Annotated in this window: 17 protein-coding genes and 1 other annotated feature; of the genes, 4 read left to right on the plus strand and 13 right to left on the minus strand. The window is 44.7% G+C overall.

Features of this window, described 5'->3' with window-relative positions:
• Positions 1-133 precede the first annotated feature (133 nt).
• A complete protein-coding gene (locus J2T16_RS04650) occupies positions 134-1,054 on the minus strand; it encodes an NAD(P)/FAD-dependent oxidoreductase (RefSeq protein ID WP_499017849.1) in 921 nt (306 codons plus the stop codon).
• A gap of 433 nt (positions 1,055-1,487) precedes the next feature.
• On the opposite strand from J2T16_RS04650, the gene cyoE reads away from it, so the two are divergent.
• Complete coding sequence (gene cyoE / locus J2T16_RS04655; protein WP_244159429.1) at positions 1,488-2,405, plus strand: heme o synthase; 918 nt, start codon at positions 1,488-1,490, stop codon at positions 2,403-2,405.
• Between the two features lie 163 nt (positions 2,406-2,568).
• Here the strand turns inward: cyoE and J2T16_RS04660 are convergent, their stop codons facing one another.
• From J2T16_RS04660 to J2T16_RS04670, 3 genes are all read right to left on the minus strand, one after another.
• Positions 2,569-4,338 (minus strand): ABC transporter ATP-binding protein, encoded by a 1,770-nt coding sequence (locus J2T16_RS04660; RefSeq protein ID WP_499017851.1) that lies wholly within the window; start codon positions 4,336-4,338, stop codon positions 2,569-2,571.
• The gene (locus J2T16_RS04665) at positions 4,335-6,110 is read right to left on the minus strand and encodes an ABC transporter ATP-binding protein (RefSeq protein ID WP_499017853.1); all 1,776 of its coding nucleotides are present in this window, start codon (positions 6,108-6,110) and stop codon (positions 4,335-4,337) included. Before J2T16_RS04665 ends, J2T16_RS04660 begins: the two co-directional genes overlap by 4 nt.
• Positions 6,111-6,741: 631 nt before the next feature.
• Positions 6,742-7,980 carry an MDR family MFS transporter gene (locus J2T16_RS04670; RefSeq protein WP_090924039.1) on the minus strand — a complete coding sequence of 413 codons (1,239 nt, stop codon included), beginning with the start codon at positions 7,978-7,980 and terminating at the stop codon, positions 6,742-6,744.
• Positions 7,981-8,138: 158 nt separating this feature from the next.
• On the opposite strand from J2T16_RS04670, the gene J2T16_RS04675 reads away from it, so the two are divergent.
• On the plus strand, positions 8,139-9,908 hold the full coding sequence (locus J2T16_RS04675; protein WP_336122603.1) for an ABC transporter substrate-binding protein: 1,770 nt from the start codon (positions 8,139-8,141) through the stop codon (positions 9,906-9,908).
• Positions 9,909-10,086: 178 nt separating this feature from the next.
• Here the strand turns inward: J2T16_RS04675 and J2T16_RS04680 are convergent, their stop codons facing one another.
• From J2T16_RS04680 to J2T16_RS04695, 4 genes are all read right to left on the minus strand, one after another.
• Entirely contained in the window at positions 10,087-12,483 is a 2,397-nt protein-coding gene (locus tag J2T16_RS04680; protein WP_418792752.1) for a polyprenyl synthetase family protein, read from the minus strand.
• Positions 12,484-12,603: 120 nt separating this feature from the next.
• Positions 12,604-13,401, minus strand: coding sequence for a sulfite exporter TauE/SafE family protein (locus tag J2T16_RS04685; protein WP_154984141.1), 798 nt, complete (start codon positions 13,399-13,401; stop codon positions 12,604-12,606).
• A 489-nt stretch (positions 13,402-13,890) separates the two neighbouring features.
• Positions 13,891-14,646, minus strand: coding sequence for an SDR family NAD(P)-dependent oxidoreductase (locus J2T16_RS04690; protein WP_154889381.1), 756 nt, complete (start codon positions 14,644-14,646; stop codon positions 13,891-13,893).
• 365 nt (positions 14,647-15,011) lie between these two features.
• A complete protein-coding gene (locus J2T16_RS04695) occupies positions 15,012-15,452 on the minus strand; it encodes a DUF6376 family protein (RefSeq protein ID WP_090924035.1) in 441 nt (146 codons plus the stop codon).
• A gap of 172 nt (positions 15,453-15,624) precedes the next feature.
• Between J2T16_RS04695 and J2T16_RS04700 the strand changes: the two genes are divergently transcribed.
• The gene (locus J2T16_RS04700; protein WP_221788606.1) at positions 15,625-16,593 is read left to right on the plus strand and encodes a bile acid:sodium symporter family protein; all 969 of its coding nucleotides are present in this window, start codon (positions 15,625-15,627) and stop codon (positions 16,591-16,593) included.
• 100 nt (positions 16,594-16,693) lie between these two features.
• Here J2T16_RS04700 and asd read toward each other — a convergent pair whose 3' ends face one another.
• The 4 genes from asd to J2T16_RS04720 all read right to left on the minus strand — a co-directional run bounded on the left by asd (position 16,694) and on the right by J2T16_RS04720 (position 21,503).
• Positions 16,694-17,779 carry an aspartate-semialdehyde dehydrogenase gene (gene asd, locus J2T16_RS04705; protein ID WP_221788604.1) on the minus strand — a complete coding sequence of 362 codons (1,086 nt, stop codon included), beginning with the start codon at positions 17,777-17,779 and terminating at the stop codon, positions 16,694-16,696.
• Between the two features lie 164 nt (positions 17,780-17,943).
• Positions 17,944-18,239, minus strand: a binding site (T-box leader).
• A 157-nt stretch (positions 18,240-18,396) separates the two neighbouring features.
• On the minus strand, positions 18,397-18,696 hold the full coding sequence (locus J2T16_RS04710) for a hypothetical protein (protein WP_154958700.1): 300 nt from the start codon (positions 18,694-18,696) through the stop codon (positions 18,397-18,399).
• Positions 18,697-18,840: 144 nt separating this feature from the next.
• Positions 18,841-20,649: an ATP-binding cassette domain-containing protein gene (locus tag J2T16_RS04715; protein WP_499017900.1), complete on the minus strand. Its 1,809-nt coding sequence runs from the start codon at positions 20,647-20,649 to the stop codon at positions 18,841-18,843.
• On the minus strand, positions 20,646-21,503 hold the full coding sequence (locus J2T16_RS04720; protein ID WP_336122601.1) for an energy-coupling factor ABC transporter ATP-binding protein: 858 nt from the start codon (positions 21,501-21,503) through the stop codon (positions 20,646-20,648). The genes J2T16_RS04715 and J2T16_RS04720 overlap by 4 nt, the downstream gene beginning before the upstream one ends.
• Before the next feature lie 113 nt (positions 21,504-21,616).
• Here J2T16_RS04720 and J2T16_RS04725 point away from each other — a divergent pair, with 113 nt between their 5' ends.
• The gene (locus J2T16_RS04725) at positions 21,617-22,204 is read left to right on the plus strand and encodes a biotin transporter BioY (RefSeq protein ID WP_221788598.1); all 588 of its coding nucleotides are present in this window, start codon (positions 21,617-21,619) and stop codon (positions 22,202-22,204) included.
• A 152-nt stretch (positions 22,205-22,356) separates the two neighbouring features.
• Here J2T16_RS04725 and J2T16_RS04730 read toward each other — a convergent pair whose 3' ends face one another.
• Entirely contained in the window at positions 22,357-24,282 is a 1,926-nt protein-coding gene (locus tag J2T16_RS04730) for a beta-glucoside-specific PTS transporter subunit IIABC (RefSeq protein WP_336122600.1), read from the minus strand.
• Positions 24,283-24,480 lie beyond the last annotated feature (198 nt).

Below are 24,480 nucleotides of genomic sequence, written 5' to 3' on the forward strand. Positions count from 1 at the left end.
ATGTCAATGCTTTTATTTTAAATTTTACGAAAAAATAACACTTCCCTACTATATATAGACATAAGTAAAACCGTCAGCTTTATCGATATGTGATCGAGAATCAGCTGGCGGTTTCACTTCGTATTGTTACGCTTTATTTACACTCCCAAGCTTCAACATTTAACTCATTGTTAATGCTAACTGCGGTTAACGCTCCTAACGATGCTGCCGTGATCGCCTGATACAGTTCAGATGCGGCATCTCCGGCACTAAACACACCAGAGACAGATGTTCTTCCTTGTGCATCAACGACGATGGTTCCTGTCTCCGTCAGCTCACAACCTATGACTTTGGGCAAATCGGAACCCGTCTGAAGCTTGGGCTGGAAGAAGATGCCCGTACAAGGAAGCCATGTTCCATCACTCAGTTCAACTGCGCTTACCATTCCATCCTCCGATCTGATCGATTGAATGGGAGTTTCATAAACCTTCACGCCATGACGTGAAAGTTCTTGCTTCTGTTCTGCTTCCAAAGGATTGGCATCCTGGATGCACAGCGTAAATTGACTTGTCCAGCCAGAGATTAATTTAGCCATATGTAACGCGTGGTTGGCGCTGGTAATGATGACAAGCTCCCGATTCCTAAGTTCCCATCCATCACAGTACGGGCAGACAAATGCGCTTTTTCCGTAGACTTCAGATAAACCTGTAATCTCCAAAGGTAAATCTCTTTTACCAACAGCAAATAAAACCTTTTTCGCATTATACTGCTTTCCTTCGGCTGTTTTCACAACAAACTCACTATTATGTCCGGTAATCTCCATCACAGTATCGGAGGCAAATTGCACTGAAGGATACGCAGCGATCTCTTCTTTTGCAATTCTACGGAATTCCTGCGGACTTACGCCATCTCTGGTTAAAAAGCCGTGTGTCTCTCGGGTAACCCAATTACGAGGTTTTTGATCATCAATCACAAGTACCTGTTTCCGGGCTCTCCCAAGTACCAGCGAAGCGTTAAGTCCAGCAGGCCCTCCCCCCACGATCACGACATCAAATGCATTACGATCTTCATTCATATATAACACCCTTTCCAGACATTTAATATCTCTAATAGTAACAAAAAAAATATTCTCTCTCTTCTGCACACTTGGTACTTAAGAAGCAAAGACATGTGAGATATATAATAGCGTCCCTTCTAACAGATAGTGGAATCCAGACTTTATGTCTCTTGAACAAGACCATTAGAGATATCTTATATCTACAATACAGTTATTATTTCGTATTTGCAATATCTTTGTTTCATTTCTACAATTAAACGATGACAATCTTTTGAAAATACGCGCGTAGCACAGAACGGTTGTTTTAACAATTAAAAAAGTTCTTGTTTTTAAATTGTTCACAATCAAATGACATTATTATAAATACTAGAATGTAATTTAAATCACAACGCGAATTGAATGATATAATGGACACATATTATATTAAGTACAAACAATAGGAAGTGAGTATTTGAAAACATTAAATAATGAATCACAAGCCAATATCAGCCTGGAGTACAGCTCGATTCCAAAAGTATTTTTAGATACGATCAAAATTGGAATCATCAAGTCCAACTTGATCGCCATGTTTGCAGGTTTAAGTTTAGCTTTATATGTATTTGATGCATCTATCGTTGCTAATATTGTTCCGATTTTACTATCATTTCTCGGTTCTTCATTAATCATCGGAGCAGCTGGAGTGTTCAACAATCTGTATGACCGGGACATTGATGCGATTATGGAGCGTACGAAGAAACGTCCTACCGTTACAGGGCGGGTCGATACCAAGTCTGGTCTGATTCTAGGGTTTTCGATTACGTTGATTGGTGCGATTATGCTGTACATCGCATCTCCATCGGCTGCTTTTTTTGGCCTTCTTGGTTTGTTCCTTTACGTCATTCCATATACGATGTGGACCAAACGTACAACGATTTACAACACTGAGGTAGGTAGTCTGTCAGGTGCTGTTCCTCCGCTGATTGGATGGGCAGCCATCTCTCCGGAACTTGGACACTTTGAAATCTGGGCACTGGTCGTAACGATGTTACTATGGCAAATGCCCCACTTCTACGGTATCGCTATACGTCGCTTCGATGAATACAAGGCGGCAGGCGTTCCGATGTTACCTGTGGTAAAAGGGATTGGACGTACTTATGTACAAACAAACGTTTATCTGGTATTGTTGTTGCTTTCCAGCTTCCTGTTCTGGCCAATGAGCCCGTTTGTTGCCATTGTTGCTTTTCTGGTAAGTCTGGCTTGGCTTATTCTTAGTGTGGCTACGTTTGACAAGAAAGAAACCAAAAAATGGTCACAGCGTATGTTTATTTTCTCCATTAACCATATCACAATCATTTTCTTGGTTATCATTGCGTATTCCTTGATTGCTTAAAGAAATTAAGATAATAGCCATTTTTACCAGGCTTTATTAAAAGTGAAGAAACCGTACAGATCTTACGCCTGCATTCAGGCATGATCTGTACGGTTTTTTGTCATTATTTTATAACATCTGAATTATCATAGTGTTGCTCTATCCGTTTCCGTTAAAACCTATACTACCCTGCCTTCACTGGCACCTGCTCTCCCTGCCATAGCAACTGCATCTCTTCATTGCTTTCAAGTAAATCGGCCAGGTTTCCTTCGGCTTCAATACGACCATCTTTCATAACGATAATGTGATCTGCCTTGGTAAGAGCGGCCTTGCGGTGAGATACGGCAATACATGTGACCTCTCTCTCTTTGAAGAGTCCGTCCCATACCAGCTGCTCTGTTTCCACGTCAAGCGCACTGGACAGATCATCAAAGATAAACAGATCTGCCTCGGTCATCAGCATTCGCGCTGTTGCTGATCGCTGAATCTGACCTCCGGATAACATGACACCTCTTGGTCCTACAGGTGTTTCCAATCCTTGATCCAATTGTCTGATGTCTTTATCCAAAACAGCCAGTCGAATGGCTTTTTCCAGCGCTTGATCTACATTCCCCTGTTTACCTTGAACGATATTTTCTCTGAGCGTGTCACTGAACAGCCTTGGAACTTGAGGCGTATATGCAGCTCTAGGTGGCATAAGAAATGTTGCCGGATCTACGTGCTCTCCATTCCAGAGAATTTCACCCTGTTGCTTGGGCAGAAGTCCAAGCAGTGTACGAACCAGTGTTGATTTACCAGAACCGATGCGTCCAGTAATGACAAGAAATTGTCCCTGTTTCAGCTTGAAGTTGATGTCTTGTATACCGTTTGAGGATTGCTCATAGCGATAACTAAGACCATTCACTTCAAGTTCACGCAATTTCTCCTTCGGATTTCTTGCTTCGTTTACTGGCTCTGGCGGCTCTTCATTAAGATAGATTTCCCGTTTCTCCATAATCCGATCCTCTTCACCTGGACGAAAAAGTGTTCGCATCCGATCATAAGATACTTTGAGTCTTTTATGCTGGAATACCATGTATCCGAAAAGTGAAATGCTGAACCCGATATTAACGAGATAACTCGTAAATAAGGCAAAATCACCTACCGTAAAGTTACCTGCCTTCATTTCCGCAGCACACATCAACAAAATAAGCCCGGTACATATACTTAGTACATGCTGATTAAGTGACTTCATCCATTGCTTGAACAGATTGTCTCTTAAGGCAGCCTGACGTCGTTCTTCATTCAGCCGATTGAACCGTGTGGAGACATGCTCTTCTGCCTGACCCAGCTTCAGTGCCTGCACAGCCCCAAACGTCTCGGCAATAAAACTGGTAATACGACCTGTGGCTTCACGATTAACCTGTGCATACTTTCTTGCACGATTACCTGAGAGGTTATTCAGAAGCGTTACCACCAAAAGCGGTAAAACAGCAACAAGTGTAATCTTCCAGTTAATGTTGGCCATGATCGCAATGGATACCACTGCAAAAACCAATCGACCCCAAAAATCCACCCAGGATTCGATATATTCAACCACTTCATCGACATCATCCCGGAAACGACTCATCGCTTCACCCGGAGATGCAGGAAGATTCCGTCCCGGCCAGCGCATAATGCCAGCCAGCATATTCGTCCGCAAAATGGCCTGAATATGATACATATAGGTCACCCAAGCATGGAATGCGACAAAGAACGTGCCTACACGGGTCAAGCGGAACAACGCGATAACAATGAGCGGTACAGCAAGCCACATATAGTCCGCCCTTCCTGTTGATGTCCGGTCAAAGAACCACTGCATCCCAAGCCCCATTGCTAGGGGAAGCGAATGAAAGATACACCATAACAAACCGTTAATAAGAAACAAATAAGGCTTAAAGCGAAACAAGCGCCCTATAAATCCTGTTACATTCATGCCAGTTCCTCCTCTTGGCCCGTGACCAGAAGTCGTGCATAATGGGAGGACGGATTATTCGCAAGCTCCACTCTTGATCCGAATTCCAGCAGCTTGCCTCCACCAAGAACCATAATCTTATCCACCTTCTCCAGCGTGGCTAATCTATGCGCAATAATGATACCTGTTGATCGTTTCATTAATTCATCAATAGCAGATTGAAGTAAATTCTCGGTCGCTGCATCAAGGCGTGAAGAAGGCTCATCCAGTATGACCAGACTCGGCTCCGTTAGAAATACACGGGTCAAAGCAAAGAGCTGCGCTTCCCCTGCGGATAATGAAGCACCTCCTGCAGTTAGATGTGTATCCAAGCCTTCCGGCTGTGTATCAATCCAGTGATGTAACCCCAGTCGCTCTGTTGTTTGCTTAATCATGGCATCCGATACTTCTGAATTAAACAAAGTCAGATTGTCACGTAGCGTACCATCAAACAACTGCACATCCTGTGTCACCATCCCCACTCTGCGATACAGAGCCTGCATGGATAACTTCGTAATATCAGTTCCACCGATACGAATCGTGCCCTGATCCAGATTGTACAGACGTAGAAGAACACGGCTCAGACTTGATTTTCCACTTCCCGTTCGACCGATGATGCCTAGCCGTTCTCCCGGTTTCACCGCAAAGGTGATATCCTGAAGCACAGGTTTTTCCTCATTGTAACTGAAATACACCTGATTAAACTCCAGTCCAAGCGGGCCATCAGGTAACCTCTCTTCGCTTCCGTCCTCAATCTCGCTTCGTAAAGACAATAATTCGCGTGAACGAAGCATACCTGATTTTGCCTTTTGAAACTCCTGTACCTGATCGCCAAGCAACTCGATAGGTTCATTCAACATCTGGCTGTATTGATAGATCAAAAACAAGGTTCCAATGCTGATTGCACCTTCGATATAGTAGTGCACACCCAGAAGCAAAACGACCGTAACGGATACAATAAACATGACCACCGTGGTGTTCCAAGGGATAACCCTAAGCATCCATGCCTTCCGGCCTTTGAGGAAAACGGTGCGCATCGTACGAAAGAATCGGTTCATCACATATGGTACGTGTCCATTCGCCTGCACGTCCTCAATACCGGCAATTCGTTCCTCAATCAAGCTGAACAAGGAAGCACTGGCGGCGCGCTCATTTTTGGAAGACTCCACTCCAAGATTGCGAATAATGACCATGAACAGAATAGATAATAACGTAAATACGGTCATAACCAGTGCGATTGGCACATTAATCGTAAACATGAATCCCAGAATACCTGCGAGCAGAACAAAACTGCCGATGACCTGTACGATAAACATAGCGAAGAAGTTCGAAATGCTCGTTACATCGCCATCCACGCGTTCAATCATCTCTCCAGGTGTTTTGACGTTATGAAAACGCATATCCAGCCTCAGGCAATGTTTCAGTAAATCTCCACGCATCCGGTTGGTTGCCCGCCAGGCTACATCGTTTCCTAAATAACTGACCGCGATCGTGATCAATTGATTGCTCACGGCAATGAGCAGAAAAAGCCCAGCAAGCTGTACCAGATCACCCAGAATCCCGCCGCTTGCAGCCGTATCAATGAAACGTTGAATAATCTGTGGATTGAGAAGCTGCAGCCCTGTTGACGTTAACAACATGATCAGCAACACGGCCAGCTTGCCTTTCACCGGCTTTAAATATCGTAGCAGCCATGACATGGAGCGTTTTTCTGTTTTGGGCACCAGCCCCACCCCTTTAATTAAAAATTTCACTCGGATTTATACTTTGTCGCGCGCATAATTATCATTTGAATGTTGAATCTTCCAACTACACTTTTGATTACCTTCGCTATGACGAATCATGTATGAGCGTATTGTAATCTGCAAGGCCTCCCGAAGAAACACATTGTTTGCATGCATTAACCATAGTTTATTCTTCCTTTCTTATGGATATAGATCGAACTTAAGTAACAACTTGGAATCGATTTCAATTCTTGCTTTTTTCCTTTCACTTTTACTTTTACTTTTACTCTTACTCATGCTCCTTTCCATGTGAACCGTCTGGTGGAATGAAAAAAAAGCCATAGATGAACGAAGTTCATCTACAGCTTGATTGGATCGAAAAGCCAGCCAGAAAATGTGACATTTCAGCTTCTTCTCTAACATCGCAGTATGAATGAGCGTCCAGACAGGATTGCAGTAAGCTGGACTGTCCAAACATGGTCAATACTCTACCTGGATAATGTCACTATGCTCATGCATATTCAATTATTGGTTGAAGTACCTGCGCTGGCTGATCCATCATTGTTTATCCCACCCGTTCCACATATTTTTTGTTTATTGTATTCGCTCATTCTTTATACGTCAACATAATTATTAACTTAATTGTTATTTACTTCATCTGTTAGAGTCCAATTTGTACAGATTCAGGTGTTTGCTTTTCTCTGCTGACAAGTCGCTTATGTGCTATCAGTAGAAAAGGAACCCCGAGTGCAGTCGTTATAGCAATGGGAATAAAGACGGCTAGTCCATTTCCCGCACCAAACTGGCTTAACAGCAACCCACCAATGACTGGAGCCGCAACATTTCCAATATTGTTGAAACCGATTGTACCAAAATACGTTCCTTTCCATTCAGGCTTTGCAATTCGGTCGATAAGCATATCCATCATGGTAAAGAGCAGTACTTCCCCTACAGTAAACAAGATGACACTGATCATCATCAGTACAATCCCTTCGGCTAAGCCAAATAACAGCAGACTCGCGGCAACGAGCAGATTACCTAGAATTAGTGGCACAAGCGGCGGTGCATTCCGAAAAGTACGAACGAGTGGATACTGAATGATGAGCACGGTGATCGCGTTGAGTGAGAGCATATACGAGAACATCTGGCTTCCATTTTCAAAGATTGGACTTCTCGCCAAATACTGCGCTAACGTAGAGCTGAAGTGGCCATAACCTAACACACAAAACGTCGTCCCAATTAGCACAGGCAAGAATACCCTATCCCGTCCGGTGGTCATGAGGGCTTCGCGCAGACGAGGTGCAATAACCTCTAGACGTCCGGGCAAATTGGCGTGATGCAGTTTAAATTGAAGTCCCAGAATCAGACCATACGCAATATAAACGAGCCCCGAGATGACAAAAGGAAACGTCGATTCCGATGATCCCAGCTGAAATCCGATAATTGGCCCGAACACGACCCCCAAGTTAATCGCTGCATATCTCAGATTAAACACTAGTAGTTTGTTCTGCGGTGAAGTTATGTCGGATAACAACGCTCTTGAGGTTGGCTCAAACACAGCCCGGCACAAACCGTTTAACGTGTTTGCAACAAAGAACACCCATAGATGTTCAGCTGCCGCAAAAATGAAAAATACAGCGGCCCAACTAAATACCGAGACGAGCATAACGATTTTGCGACCGATTCGATCAGAGATATATCCCCCGTAAAAGCTGACGAGCACTCCCGCCAGCGAGCTTACCGCAACCGTGATTCCCGTCTGGGTCGGCGTGGCTTCAAGCACACGTGTCAGATAGATGGACAGAAACGGAATACTCATCGACGTCACGAGACGCCCGAACATCGTTCCAATAATAATGGTCCAGGCCAGCGGGTGAATTTGCTTCAAAATATGCTTCATCTTTCATTCTCCTATCTTGCTGCGTTCTCTATCTATCCTGTTGCTACGAAAATGGATGAATTCTGTCATCCTCATAGGTATAATTGTAAAGATAAAAGGGGGAAGTAAAAGTGTAATGTTTCATTCTCACTTTTCACCTTTATGGAGGATCTATACACATGGATACGATATACACTCACTTTTTAAGACTTGCTGGCTCTGATATGCTCTCGATTAAGATCAATGAACCTGTACTTGTAACGATTGAGAATCTGTCCTCCATTCTCTGTTGCACTCCACGCAATGTAAAATTCATTCTACGAAAGCTGGAAGATCAGAATTTTATCCATTGGAAACCTGGACGTGGACGAGGCCATCATTCCGAGCTTACACTACTGCGAAGTCTGAATGATGCTTTAGAATCCAACTTTACTGAACTGTTATTCAAAGGCAAACTGAAAGAAGCCATCGAGTTGATTGGAAGTGTGCAAATCGATGACTTGATGCGGGAAAAACTAATGCTTACTCTTCATGAGCAGATGGGATTTCGCAGTTACACCGAAACCGCCTCTGGACAGGATACACTTCGCATGTTGAGATCACGTCAACTGGGTGATCTGGACCCGGCTTCGGTTTATACGGCTTTTGAAACCTATCTTCTTGGCCAAATATGCAACACACTGATTACTTATAACGCCCACACCGATACCTTCTTACCCGCACTTGCACATACATGGGAATCTAACAAAGACCATAAAGAATGGGTATTTTATTTGCGAAAAGGGGTTCGTTTCCATGACGGACGTGTGATGACATCTCATGATGTTCAGGCTTCATTGATGCGTTTGTTTGATACAAATTGTTCGTCTTTGTGGCTGTACCGTGATATTAAGCGAACAGAAGTGAACGGCGATTATTGCATCAAGTTTATATTGCATCGGGCGAACCGTTTTTTTCTGCATCTGTTCAGTTGTATTCGGATGACGGTACTGCCCGCGGATTATGACTCGAACCAGACTTTGGTCGGCACAGGCCCGTTTCAGATCACCGAGATGAATGAAGATGTGATTAAATTGAAGGCATTTGATGCTTATTTTGGTTTCCGTCCTCATCTCGATCAGATCCACATCTGGTTTCTCCCTGAGCCGGCTTCAAGCGACGGTTATTATGATATGTCTGGTACTGACCGGCTTAGTCTGCCTGGAAGCAGTCATGAGCGACCTCATTATATCGACTATCCTGCACTGGGATGTCAGTATATGCTTTTCAACTTCAATGTCCCGGGTTGCCATCATACACTCCCTTTCCGTCAGGCCATGCGCATCGTCTATGATCCGGTCAACCTGGTGAACGATTTGGGTGAAAATCGAATTACACCCGCCAGCAGTTTTCTCCCCTGGAAAAGCGCTGCACAGAGCTGGGAAGCCACATCACTCGTCGATGCTCAAGCATTGCTTGAACAATCGGGTTATCAAGGGGAATCCTTCTTGTTATCTTATAAGAAGAACAAAGATTCCGATGTGGCGGAGTGGATACAACAACGCGCACGCCAAATTGGATTACGGATTGACCTGGAGCCTTTTGACGATTATCTGGATGTCGTGAAGACCTCAGATGCACCTTTGATTCTCAGAGAAGAAATACTGGAGGACGACTGGCAGTATGGCATGATTCACTTTTTCAAAAACCAAAGCAATACGCTCCATGAGTACATGACTCCCGAGCTTCAATCCATATTGGATTCCCTGCTGGATCCCTTTCCACAGCTTCCTCACTCCGAGCGTAGCGATCTTCTGGAGCAGGCTGAAGAATTACTGCGGGAAAATAGCTGGATGTTGTACGGATGTCATATGAACAAAAAAGCGGAATTGCACCAGAGTTTCTACGGCATGCAAACTTCAGAGTTTGGATTCCTGGATATCTCGAAGCTATGGATCAAAAATCCATAATTTTCACACGCTGAGAGATTGACATCCAGCAATACAAAATAACCCTCAGCCCTGTTAAAATACGGGTGAGGGTTTCCTTTAATATACATCGAATAGCAGTTATAAGTACGGTAATTCGTTGTAATTTCCATTAAGAAGATCATGCAAGTCATCTACATCTGTTGCGTCCATATTAGCCTTACCGTTCACGGCCGACGAGATAATCCAGCAGATGTTTTAAAAATGGAATCGGTTTAGGCATTTGACGTAATGCATCCGTAGCAAGACAGTAATGCTCCCACATCGCTTTTTGAGCACCTGTCTCTCCCAGAATGGATACAAAGGTTGAATTGTTATTTCGCTCATCCTGACCAGCAGGTTTGCCAAGGGTTTGTTGATCTCCTCCATAGTCCAGCAAGTCGTCCCTGATCTGAAAAGCAATGCCTGCATGATACGCAAACGCTTTTAGCGCGTCAATCTCCTCATCTTTTACTTCTGCCAAAATCGCTGGCATAACCAGCGCCGCCTCAAAGGCAATGCCTGTTTTGTAAAAACAAATCGTGTTTAGCTCCTCCAGCGAGAGCAGCTTCCCTTTCGAATCAAGATCCATCGCCTGACCCATACACATATCTTCTGCTTTTATAGCCGAATATTGAATCAGCTTCAGCACCGTTTGCGCATCAAATCGGTTCAATGAAGACTGCTCACGAATCGCTCGCTGAATCAGGAATAGTCCTGTGAGTTCTGCCGTCGCGCTATTATGCAACTGATGAAGCGTAGAACGTCCACGTCTTATCTCGGCATTATCCTGTGTGGGCAGATCATCAAAGATGAGTGAAGCGGTATGCATATATTCCATGGAGCGTAACAACGGCATGATTGCCGACTCGCTAAGCCCGTACTCCTGAACACCCATGACCCAAGTCAGGATCGGACGCAGACGTTTGCCATCCCCTTGCAGACTGTAGTTAGCCGCGTCCATCAGCTTCCCCTTCATTTCGAGCTCTTCAGTAGCTTTGTTAATCTGCAGTTCTACATTGATCTGCTCACGTACCGTTCGGATCGTCTGCTGGAACGACTCTTTCTCTTGTTTATCATTACTGAGCTGCGAAACAACCTGATCCCGTAACAATTTATCCAGAAAGTCCACGTCATCTGCTTTTCGCACCATTTGTTGTACTACTTGATTAAGTCCCGGTTGGGCTGAAGCAAAGATCGTCATGACCTCGTCATACTTCGCCTGACCGAGCCGCTCTCTGCAACGCTTCAGCCCGTTAATCGCACGATCCAGTATAACTTCCCTCGCCTTGGCATTGGAATGGTAGACATCATGGATTAAAAACGAGATGACTGCCCAGTACAGCTCATACGGGTTAATCAAATCCGGACGCAGGTCACGATATTTCAAATAATACGTGTAAGGTGTCACGGCCTCGTCCTGCATATCATCGAACATATCCGCAAAATCATCCGCAAGTTGATTATAAATCCCGTAATGGAAGGTGCGCAGATCAAACCCTTCATCTTCCGGTGCGCTCAGAACAGAACGAACAATCAATCGCGACGACGCCGACTTGATAATGATCGGAATGTACAGCTCTTCATTCGTATAATGCGCATTGGATAACTTCTTGCCACGATCGATCTCCTGCGATTGAAAGAACACATAAGACTGTTCAAAAAAAGTGTGTCGCATCTCTTCATGTTGATAGTTCCGAATATATTCAAAGGCCTCTCGAAGCTCGGAGTGTACATACCGAATCACTTCAAGCTGAGGTCCCTTCCATTCTCCAAGATCAGGCACAATGCCGGTAAGCAGAGCTTGTTGTATCATCGCCGAATACTGTTCCTTTTCCTGTGTAGTCAGCGCCTGAGAATCGAGAAGATCATCCACAAAAGGGTATGTTAAACCGTAGGAATAACCCAGCCTGATGGCTGCATCAAGCTTTGCGATCCGTTCCTCCCGCGGCGTGTCCTCTGTAAGCTCATCATCGACGTGAAGCACGACACCCAGAATAATCTTGATCAGTTTACGTTGAGCCTGTGCCGCATCGAGTTCTGGTGGGATGTTTGCTGCAACATGTTTTAATTTGTCCATCACCCAGATGACTGCCTCTTCAATCTGTTCTCGCTGTCCCCACCGATATAATGCTGCCGGGCTTATGTAGTCAGCCTGACGTTGTTGTTCACTTGCGACACGCATAAAATATGCTTGGGTATCCTTAGCGATACGCTGAATCTTGTCTTTTGTTTTCGGGTTATCCAGCGCCTGCCCCAGATCGCGCATGTAGATATATGAGATGCTGCGATCCAGATAATCATCGATCTTGCCTGTCGCATTGAGCCAATGCATATATTTCTGAATATCAGTGGCATCCGGTTTTCTTTTGCCAGCGAACCAGGATAACCAGCTCCAACGATGGATATGTTTTTTTTGCCAAATTCTAAAATCTTTCGTAAGTGTATCTATATGAGTATTATTCAGCAGTTGCTGAGAGAGTGTCACAAAATACTGAGATGCTTTCTGCTCTGCGTGACGATAAGCTTCATCCGCATTAGCCTCGGCTTTCGTCTGATTCATAAGTACGTTGTTCATCGGTCGATCCCTCAACTTCAGTTAAAGTTAAACATGGTCCGCTCATGTTCATATCCTATATACGGCACTTCGGCCGTTTGGTTACGAAATCGCTAATGTCTGAGAGATAAGAGCGTTAAATTAGAATATCGAAGACCATACTTTAACCGCAGTAATCGCGATCAGAAGAAGCAACGCATATCGAAGTAGCCGCACATTAACCATTGAACTTACTCTCGAGCCAATCGAAGCACCAATCAAACTTCCCAGCACCGTGTAAATAATCGGCTCCACCGGAATGTCTCCCGCAGATAACTTCCCTATAACCCCTCCTATTGCAGAGATGAAAACAATCGCAAGGGATGAGGCAATCGTTGTCCGAACCGGAATCTTCAGAACAGTCAACATAACAGGGATGAGTACGAATGCACCTCCAGCCCCGACAATTCCTGAAACGATCCCCACAGCAAGCGAAGTACTTGAAGCAATCATTTTATTAAACGTTAACGGTTGGTCCAGATCCAGCCGCCCCTTGCTCGGGATGAGCATTAAAACAATCGCTATGATCGCCAGAATGCCATAAACCAGATGAATCATACGTTCAGCCAGCATGCCTGAGATAAAACCACCAATTAAACTGCCCACCAGAATACTGCTTCCCATGTACAGTACCAGTTTGGAATCGATCACAGCGCCGCTAGTTTTGCCTGCTTTTGCTTTTCTGCGAAATGCAACTACGCCCGCAAGCGAAGCAAAGAACACTTGAAACATGCTGATGGCTGACACCTGATGAGCCGTGAACGGTTCGAGCCCTGCCATTTCCGGCACATACAGCAGGAGAGGGAAATTGATGATCGCCCCACCAATGCCAAGCAATCCGGAGAAAAATGAACCGATTAGACCCAGTATAAACATGATGAAGAACAGCAAAAGATCCATCGGCTATAACCTTCCTTTCATGAAGATAATACGAAGATACGAAATCAAAAAAAAGATAAAATTTCATTCCAAAAAACATATACAGGACACTTGGATTCGGGTATAATACTTTAAAACCAAGTAATTTAATCAGAAATGAGTGATTAAGCATGTTGAATGTGTTGAAGGCACTTTTTGTGAATACATGTCCTCGCTGTAACGAAAAATTACAAACACATCATGATGAATTATGCTCAGTCAAAACCTGCACTCATTGTCACTATAAAGAAGAAAGTTATGGCTCACTCGGAGTCCGTATTGTGTACGACACCACAAATGGATAAAACGAGCAGCCCTTATATTGTATCATGAACTCCTAAATTTCGGGATGATTCGACACTATTGTATGATGAATTTATTACAAGAGTGAACATGAAAAGGCACAGGATGATTACATCCTGTGCCTTTGGTTCATTTTAAATGCAATATGATTTAGAGTTAGATAACCCGTTATTTCGTTTTGAAACTCAGGAAGCCATCATCAACTGCCACTGTTGTACCGTTCATTGCATTCGCGGCATCACTGAACAGGAAGGTCACCACACTTGCTACTTTTTCCGGCTGGATCAACTCTCCGCGCATATGTTGAGTGGCCAATGCATCCTTCATGGCTTTGTCATTTCCCAGAATGGGAGTTTCGATGAACCCAGGCGCCACACCCAACACGCGAATTCCATGCTCGGCCAGTTCAAGTGCACCCGATTTGGACATCATCACTACTGCTGCTTTCGCCGCATTGTAGTTGAAGCTACCTACAGCTGCCACGCTTCCATAGATCGATGCTGTATTAACAATTGTGCCCCGTACGTTTAATTCAACCATTTTCTTCGCGCCATAATACATACCGTAGTATACGCTGTGTTGGTCTACATCAATAACTTTGTGATAGGATTCCGGGTCCATCTCCAGAAACGGCTTTACAAGACCGATCCCAGCGTTATTGAAAATTCCGTTGAATGTTCCATACTTTTCGACAGTCCAGTCAATCAAAGCTTTAATCTCATCACCTTTGGATACATCTACTTTATAAGCTCCGGCTGTGCCACCGGTTGCTTCAATCTCGGTCGCAACCTGTTTGGCTCCTTCTTCGTTAAAATCCGCGACAACGATTGTTGCTCCCTGTGCAGATAGTTGCAGTGCTGTTTCTTTTCCGATCCCGCTTGCTCCACCTGTGATAACAATGACTTTTCCCGTATGTTCGGACATAACATAGATCTCCTTTGCTAAATAAAATTGGTTTCAATTTACTGAACTAATGTTAGTTACTAAATAAACGTTTATATAATAACCATACTAGTCTATCATTCATTTGTCAAATGGGTCGATCATACGATGGGATTACGATAGACCGCATGTTATCCAACAAACAATTAATCACTATCATGGTATTCCTGATTGATACACGGCCAGCATTTTGGATCTTTGTCGTGATCCATATAGTTTTTCTTTCTTCAAAATAAATATGCAGAAAAGACGAGTAACCCTTCCAGATCACCCGTCTTCTGTAACTTTCCTGTTCAAATGCTCCTTAAGGAGAAGGAAAGATTATTCTTATATTTGAATTAAACCGATTATTCCGTTTGTAATCCACTCAGTGGTTCCTTCAAGCTGTTGATGTTGTTGATCAATTCCGGAATACCTGTTTTTTCCCAATTCTCTGCGGTAATCCCTTGCTCCGCAATGGATGTTTCAAATTGGTTCATTACCTCTGTCAGCTGATTATTATAACTAACCAGATTCTCATGAATGTTTTCTCCAATAGCAGGCGCACTCATCTCCGAAAATTCTGCGGCTTCTGCTTGAATCAGATCAATCTTCTCTTGAATCTGACCCGTTACATCTGGGTTGTTGATGGCATCCGTTGCAAGTTGTTGTAACTCGGTTCCAGCACTCGATACCTGATTAATATAATCCGTAGCACCGCTTACATAACTCAAACTTTGATTGGCTTGCTCTACAATCGAACAAGCGGATAGCATCAACATACTGGAGGCCACAATGGCTGTGATCATCGTCCTGTGTCTTCTTTTTCGCCTTCGCATGATTATCTTCCTTTCTTCATCTCAGAATGATGGTACCTTACTTCATGATACTTGTTCACAAAGCTACATTGCAAATCAGCCTGCATAGCCGGACATTCCGATGTATAATAGGAGAATCACACAATAAAGGGATGTCGACATTATGCTTCAGGCCTTGAATCAACGCTTGAACCGCATCATGCCACTGATTACCCCCGCTAGTATTATCATTGGTGTTTTATGCGGCAGTTTTTTATCTTCTTACACGTATTTGTCGCCTTGGCTATTTGCCTTCATGACGTTCGCGGGCAGTATTAGTCTGAGCGTACGAGACTTTGTAAATGTCTTAAAAAAGCCTTTTCCGCTGTTTGTTTGCCTTCTGATCTTGCATTTGGCCATGCCTCTTATTGCGCTGGGCATGGGTCATCTTGTGTTTCCAACCGATGCTTATACTATCACAGGACTTGTTCTCGCTGCGGTCATTCCGACGGGTATTAGCAGTTTTATATGGGTAAGCATCTACAGGGGGAATATTGCGCTTACGCTTTCGATTATTCTGATTGATACCTTGCTGGCTCCGTTTGTTGTGCCCGGCGTGTTATCCCTGCTTGTTGGCACAAGCGTCACACTGGATACGGCAGCGATGATGAGCAGCCTATTCTGGATGATTGTTTTCCCTTCACTGCTGGGTATGCTCCTGAATGAATGGACTAAAGGTGGGATCGTTCCTGTATGGGGACCTCGGCTTAATCCATTATCCAAATTGTTTATGGCTTCGGTCGTTGCCATTAATGGCTCGGTTGTCGCACCCTATCTGGCTGACTTCAACTGGCGCTTGGCTGGGCTGGCGGTAATTATCGTTTTTCTGGCATCCTTCGGCTATGCACTCAGTTATTTCATTGCGAGATGGCTAGGTTGGAATGAAGCGGATCAAGTGGCTCTTGTTTTTAACGGAGGAATGCGTAACATTAGCGCTGGTGCCGTTCTTGCAGTTACTTATTTTCCGCCGCCCGTTGCTGTCCCCGTCGTACTTGGGATGGTATTTCAGCAAATGCTTGCTTCCCTTTCAGGGTACTTACTCGGCAGACGTTCTCAGCTATTGCGCAACACGGATAAAACCTCAGCAGCTTGATATCGATTTCACTTGCAGAAAATGGAATAAAAAAGGCTCCTGAACTGTCACTTGGAGACGACAGATTCAAGAGCCTTTTCACATTATATAAAAAAATCGCTTATTTCGGTTGAATATATCCTTCTGCTTTGAGCAGTTCAGCAATCAATACGGCTCCACCAGCTGCTCCGCGCAGTGTGTTGTGGGACAACCCAACAAATTTATAGTCATAGAGTGAGTCTTCACGCAAACGGCCTGTAGAAACGCCCATGCCACGCTCGATATCACGATCCAGCTGAGTCTGCGGTCTGTTCTCTTCCTCAAAGTACGTAATGAACTGCTTCGGCGCGCTTGGCAGAGCCAGCTCTTGAGGACGGCCTTTAAACTGAGACCAACGCTCCAGAATTTCATCTTTGCTCGGTTTTTTCTCGAAGTTCACAAAAACCGTTGCCAAGTGTCCGTCTGTTACCGGCACACGAATGCATTGTGTTGTAATCAATGGTGCAGATGCTTTAACAATCTGATTATTGTCTACACTACCCCAGATGCGAAGTGGCTCCTGCTCACTTTTTTCTTCTTCGCCACCAATGTAAGGAATTACGTTATCCAGCATTTCAGGCCAGTCCGTAAAGTTTTTGCCTGCTCCAGAAATCGCTTGATATGTGGAAGCTACAACCTGTGTCGGGTTAAACTCACGCAATGCATGTAGAGCCGGCACATAACTTTGGATGGAACAGTTTGGTTTTACAGCGATAAAACCTGTCGTTGTACCCAGACGTTTTTTCTGAGCTTCAATAACCGCCAAGTGACCTGGATTAATCTCAGGAATAACCATGGGCACGTCTGCTGTCCAGCGGTGTGCGGAGTTGTTGGACACGACAGGTGTACCTGTTTTGGCATAAGCCTCTTCCAGCGCCTGAATTTCATTCTTTTTCATATCCACCGCACAGAAAATAAAATCAACCTGGCTTGCAAAAGCTTCAACCTGAGATGCATCTTGCACCACAATGTTTTTCACAGGCTCAGGGATTGGAACCGCTAGTTTCCATCTTCCCTTTACAGACTCTTCATACGTTTTACCTGCCGAGTTGGCACTTGCTGAAATCGCTGTTACCTCAAACCACGGATGTTGATCCAGCAGGTCTACGAAACGTTGACCTACCATTCCTGTTCCTCCGACAATACCGACTTTTAATTTTGCTGACATGGAATCATCATTTCCTTTCAATTTAAGTTAGATCATCTGTTACTGTCATCGTACATGGGATATTTGAAACTTGATTACCCTATCATTCACACTATTCAGGTCCATCCAAAGCGTGTAATCCCAGCTCCGGAAAAACCAAAAAATCCCATCCCCAAGACAAAAGTCTCAGGGACGAGATTGAACACTCGTGGTACCACCCAGATTCGCAAATATGTCGCCATATTCACCTCTTCAAGTATGTGAAGGATGACCAGATCACATCTTAGAAAGATGCTGTCTTCATTCGTTTATACTCTAGCTCTATAACAGGAGCGCCTGTCACACCATCCTTCAGCGTAAGCCGATTCCGATGTGCTGCTCAGAGTCTTTATTCGATAAAAGGTTCTTTGCTCCTTTTCAGCTACCGGAGCTCTCTGATGAAAGAATGATTTTTATCTACTCGTCTCGTCGTTGCATTTGATATTGCGATTATAATATCAAAATTCCAGTACGGAAGTAAACACATTTTTTAAATTTGCTTGAATTGGATGTAATAAGACAGAATGAAAAACAGCCCTCGCACGAACCGTTCACGCCGAAGGCTGCGTATATGGATTTCAATTGGACAAAAAACGTTATTACATTTTACCCGGGTATTGAGGTTCGTGCACATCATCTGGCACCGTTTCGTCAAAGACATCCTGACCCGGATAATCCCGTTCTTCACCCTCGTGCAACTCATGGTTCTCATAGTCAAAACGGTGTGCAGTTCTCTGATCTGCTCGCCACGGAGAGCTCTTCCCAAGCGACTCAGACAGCAAGGTTGAACCGTAAGGACCCTCCGGAAATTCTTCAAGCGTAATGTCATTCCGCTGCGACTCTACAGTGGACACGTCTGTGTATTCTCGTCTATCTTCCTGCAAAAACTTCTCTTCCATCACTCGTCCCTCCTGATCGTCTTGAGATGATCAACGCACCTTTAAGGTGAGCGAAACGTGAAGTTTTTATGCATTTTTTCAATGGAAAACACTACGTTTCTGCTGCTGATACGACAGCGAAATCAGCACCTTCATCTACGCCACTTACCAATGGCGCAACGATACCAGCACAACAAACACAAGCAGTCCAAGGATACTGATCCAGGTATCCCGCCTGCTCCAGGACAGAAGTGAGGAACGAGCGCCAAGCGCGCCGTTTTCTCTCACCTTGCGCATCTCCATCGCAATGGTCATGTCCTCAGCGCGCTGGAACAACGCCATGATCAGAGGAATAACCATAGGTCCTAAATCTCGTACCCGAACCGTATTTGGCTTCAAAGCCGCTTTTCCGCGTGCCCTTACGATCAGTGAGAACCGTTGCCACTCACTCCAAATCATTGGAATAAATCTAAAAACCAAGGATACAGCCAGTGCAAACGAAGCTACAGGTAGCTTGATTTTTCGCCCGTAAGCCAGCACCCAGTTCAGTCCTTCAACCATGCGTCCATATGGCGTCGTAAGTGAGAACCACAGACTTGCAAGGGTTACGATGAACAAGCGGTAGAGATTAAGTAATGTTCCCTCGGCCTGAGTCAAGGAAAAGCCCAGTTGAATCCCGGTTTCTCCTGTCGTCAGGGTACTGCCCGATAACGCTGTAGAAAGAACAAAAAACAAAACAAGTGGTTTCATCAACTTGATACATCCTATCAGCATCTGACGAGGCAAGATTGCCAAAGCACCAGCCACAGGAATCAGAGTTAACGTTAGTCCTCCCCAATGATGCTGAAGCATCGCCGCTGTAACAAGCAACATATACAATATCCATTTCAGACGCGGGTCCATTATGCTTTTCAGACGGCTGGAAGAACTGAAAGAACTCGAAGAAGGGACTGTACTTTCAATACCGTTCAACAAAGAATCTGTTACGGCAGAAACAACAGACCCACGTCCATCTGCTTTGGAATTAACCGTTCCAGATGTCCTTGTACATGTCTCTTGTGTCATCGCAACGGTGTCATGGCCACTCTCCGCGTTGAGAGAAGCATCCTTCATCTTCAACTCCATCCCGGATCGTAAAATGGATTCTGCCATCTCTTCAGGAGTCATGGGTTGAGAACTAATCGGTATGCCTGCCTCCCTCAGCTGCGCCGCTAGTCGCATGGATGGAGGCAGACCGATTCCCGCTTGCACTAATATCTCCGGCTGCTGATGCAGTTCCAGCGGCGTCAGGTCTGCTTCCAAACGCCCTTCCCTTAATAAAAGTACACGATCTGCATGCGGCAGGAATGTATCCAGGTCGTGCGTCGCAATGACCGCTCCTCCGCCTTCCACACGATGCTCATGCAATGAATCAAGCAGCAACTTGATACTCTGTGCCTCAAGCCCTGCGCTAGGTTCATCTAACAAAAGCCAGTCTGGCTGGGTCACATAACCAAGTGCAAGTCCTAATCTACGCTTTTCTCCACCACTAAGTGCAAAGGGCGACCTGTCCAAGTGAAAACGTCGCTCTGCATCATCTCCTCTATGCGGGTCCCAGTGTGCCAAGGTTGCTTCGATCCGCTGTTCTTGCTCAGCTTCACTCAAACGATAAGGGCGAAGGGAATATAACAGCTCTCGCTTAATATTTCGGGCAAACAATTGTTGCTCTGGAAACTGGAACACAAGTCCCATCTGAAACAAAACGGACTTAGGTACCTTGCCGTCATGCCACATCGGCTCTCCTGCAAGCGTAATGTCCCCGGAATCCGGCTGCTTAAGACCAGCTATCGTCTGCAGTAGCGTTGTCTTGCCAGAGCCAGTGCAGCCCAGAAGCAGTGTGATTTCACTACGGTTCATTGTTACCGAAATATGATCAAGTAAGGTTCGTTTCGTTTCGTCATGAACTCGCACGTATATATTATTAAGTGCAATCACCAACGCGCAGCCTCCTTCGCAAGCTGCTCAGGCCGGAGGGGGTTAACACCCTTCAGTCTTCCCCGCTGTTTCAAGATCAGGCATGTCTTCACTGTGAAAGGCGGTTCCAGCCCGACCTTTTCACAAGGAGATTCAAGCCTTTCATACGGCTTCGTATCTGATGATGTCTCCATAGCTGTAGCCTCTGGATAAAAAAAAGATTCCGGTATGCCGTCATAGATACATTTCCCCTTACTCATAGCCATAATCCGATCACATAAGGTCGCTTCCTCCAGATGGTGAGTAATCCAGATTACTGCCGTACCGTTCCTCGTGACGGACTGCACAATACGTTCTATGCGGTCTCTCGCATCAGGATCAAGCATCGCTGCAGGTTCATCCATAATCAGTACATCCGGCTTAGCCGCAAGGGCTGTAGCAATATTAAGTAACTGTTTCTGTCCACCGGACAAACGGGCAATCACCATATCCAGCGGATAGTGAAGTCCCACAAGCTGTAGTGCTTCTTGTCTACGTCTAGCTTTCTCCTCGCTCGATATATGTAAATGCGATAAAGCAAAATGAAATTCTTCTTCAATCGTATCTCCCAGCACCTGTGCATTGGGCTGCTGTAACACACCTCGAATGGTCAGGTTTGCAGGCATATTTCGCTCTCCAGCGGATAAGGGAATGAAACCAAGCAGCAATCCGGCTAACGTGCTTTTCCCACTGCCATTAGCGCCCACGATACTTAACCACTCTCCCGCTTTGAGATTAAGCGAGACACCGTCCAGTGCCTTTTTAACTTCACCGCCTTCAGTAGCGTAGTGAACACGGACATCTAGCAATGAAATGATAGGTAACTTGTCTTGCATTTCGAAATTAGTCCTTTCACATTCTGAAATTATATGATAATATCCTAATCGTCAACCACATTCATTTATTTGGTTAACAATAATTCTATCAAAATCGAAAGGATTGTACAAACATGAAATTATCTTTGCGAGGCATTGTATTTAGTGCACTTATGGCTGCCATTCTCGTTATTTTCGGATACATAAGCATTCCTCTTGGCTTTTCACCTGTACCCATCACATTACAAACTTTAGCCGTAATGTTGGCTGGTGGACTGCTCGGGCCACTCTATGGCTTTCTCAGTATAGCCCTTGTCGTTGTTCTTACAGGACTTGGTTTCCCTCTATTACACGGTACAGGCGGTCTTGGTGTACTACTGGGACCAACCGGGGGATACGTAATGATGTGGCCGTTTGCCGCATTGCTCATGGGTCTATTCCTCTCCAAAGTGCAAATCCGGGGATTTAAAGGATTTTTGTTTGCTTTTATCATCATTGAGTTGTTTGGTTCCCTGTTAATCTATGTTACAGGTGTTCCTTGGCTGGCTTATCGATTCAGCATGTCGTTATCGGATGCGATGATTCAAGGTTTCTACCCTTATATTATCGGAGATCTGATCAAAGCCATCTTCGCCACAATCATCATTGCTCCAGTTCGCATCGTATATCCGCCTTCGCGGCTGACAGGTCATATGCACTCTAATGTAGTAAAAGCAAGTTAACAGCAAGCTTCCTTCCCTAACCAACTATTTATTATGAACGAACCACAAACAACCGCTACATTTTTCTTGAGCGGTTGTTTGTTTAATATGAAGATAAATTATTGCAATTCTTCCATTAGTGAATCATCGAAATGTGTATCGTTAAGCTAGACTTAGGCTTTACTTGCTTCTGTTCCGACAATTTTCAAAAGCATATCCTTGTTGCTTACTTGTCCAGTAACTTGCGGAAGAACATCATTGTAATCTGCCGAATTCGTTACAATAATCGGTGTTACGGTATGATAACCAGCCGCTTTAATTTGTTCAATATCGAATTCCAGCAGCAGATCACCTGCCTTCACTCTGTCGCCTTCCTCAATGTAAGAGATAAAATGCTGCCCATCAAGTTTGACCGTGTCCACACCTACATGCACCAAAATCTCAGCACCTGAATCCGAAACAACAGCAAGCGCATGTTTCTTTTTAAAAGCAACGGTTACCGTTCCATCAAAAGGAGCAACAACCCGTCCTGTTGACGGCTCAATTGCAATCCCTTTACCCATTGCGCCTGAAGCAAACGCCGGATCTGGAACCTCGGCCAAATCAACAATTTTACCTTCAATCGGGCTTAATACCTCTTGATCGGAAGTAGCTGTAGCCTGAGCAGATGATTTCGAAGAAGTATCTTTACTAGGTGTAGCCGCTGCTACAGCGGATGGTACGGATTCTGCCTTTGTCTCTTCATCATCGACAGGGTCTTTGAAGCCCATGATATACGTTAATACTGCGGAAACAATGAAAGATGCGACGATACCCATAATCAAGCCTGGAAAACCTTGACCACCCGGTCCGTAAAAGATTGGTAAAGTCAGCAATCCAGGCGCACCGGAAGCAAAAGCCTGCGTACCTGCCTGACCGATAATGGCACCACCGACGGCACCACCGATAACCCCTGCAATAAACGGACGTTTTAGCGGCAACGTTACACCGTAAATGGCCGGTTCTGTAATCCCGAACAGAGCTGTAAGTGTTGAAGAACCAGCGAGTGTTTTCAATTTTTTATTTTTTGTTTTGAGCATGACACCAAATGCTGCACCCGTTTGAGCAAAGACAGAAGCTGTCGCTGCTGGCTTCACACCGTCCTGACCGTGTACGGCAATGTTATTAATAAATACAGGCACCAGACCCCAGTGTACACCGAAGATCACGAGCAGTTGCCAGCTTGCACCCATTACCGCTCCGGCAAGTAGCGGGCTGAATCCGAATGCAGCCACCATCGCGGATGCAATGCCGTTACCGACATATACACCGAATGGTCCGAAGACAAGCAGTGTGAGCGGCACCATAATAACAAGCAAAAATAGCGGTGTAATAAAGTTTTTGAGACTTTCATGAAGAAGCTTGTTGAAGAATTTCTCCAGCTTGCTCATCACAATAACGGCTAGAATAATAGGAATAACAGTCGAAGCATAACTCATCAGGACTACGGGAATACCGAAAAAGTCTGTTGGCGTTCCGTCCGTTTTCAACTGAATAATCGTTGGATAGATCAATGCACCTGCTATGGTCAATGCAACAAATGCATTACCTTGGAACTTACGTGCTGTTGTAACCGCTAACAGCAACGGCAAGAAGTAGAACAAACTATCTGCTGCAGCATACAGAATGATATAGGTCGTGTCTGTCTTTTCAAGCCAACCGACATTGTTGGCAATCAGCAACAGCCCTTTTAAAATACCGGCTCCCGCCATTACACCAAGGAGCGGTGCGAAGATGCTGGAGATGACGTCAATGATACCGCCTAACCCTTTAACCTTTTTGCTGCTTTTTTCTTTACTCGATGAATCATCCAAAATATTGCTGATTTGACCAATCGCCTGGTAGACTTCAGGAACCTTGTTCCCCACGACAACCTGGAATTGTCCACCGTTCTCCTTAACGGCAATGACACCTTCTGTTCTCTCCAAACCTGCTTTGTCAGCCTTGGAGTCATCCTTCAATACAAACCGCAACCGAGTTGCACAGTGTACCAGTGATTGTACGTTTTTCTCACCGCCAACCCGTTCAACAATCTCTCTAGCCAATTTCTCTTGACTCATGATATGCCCCCTACGTTTAGTCTAACAGGCTTTTTACCGATTTTTTTGCACACAAAAAACCTAAGCCTTGCGTAAATGGACATAAAATGCCGAAATACACATGACTTAGGTTTTGCCTGCATAACCAGTAACAATCCCAGTTAAATCGTATTCAATTCCTGTTACAAACATAATATTATAATATACCCATTTATGTCA

Source organism: Paenibacillus intestini (genome assembly GCF_030803945.1).
Classification (GTDB): Bacteria; Bacillota; Bacilli; order Paenibacillales; family Paenibacillaceae; genus Paenibacillus; species Paenibacillus polysaccharolyticus.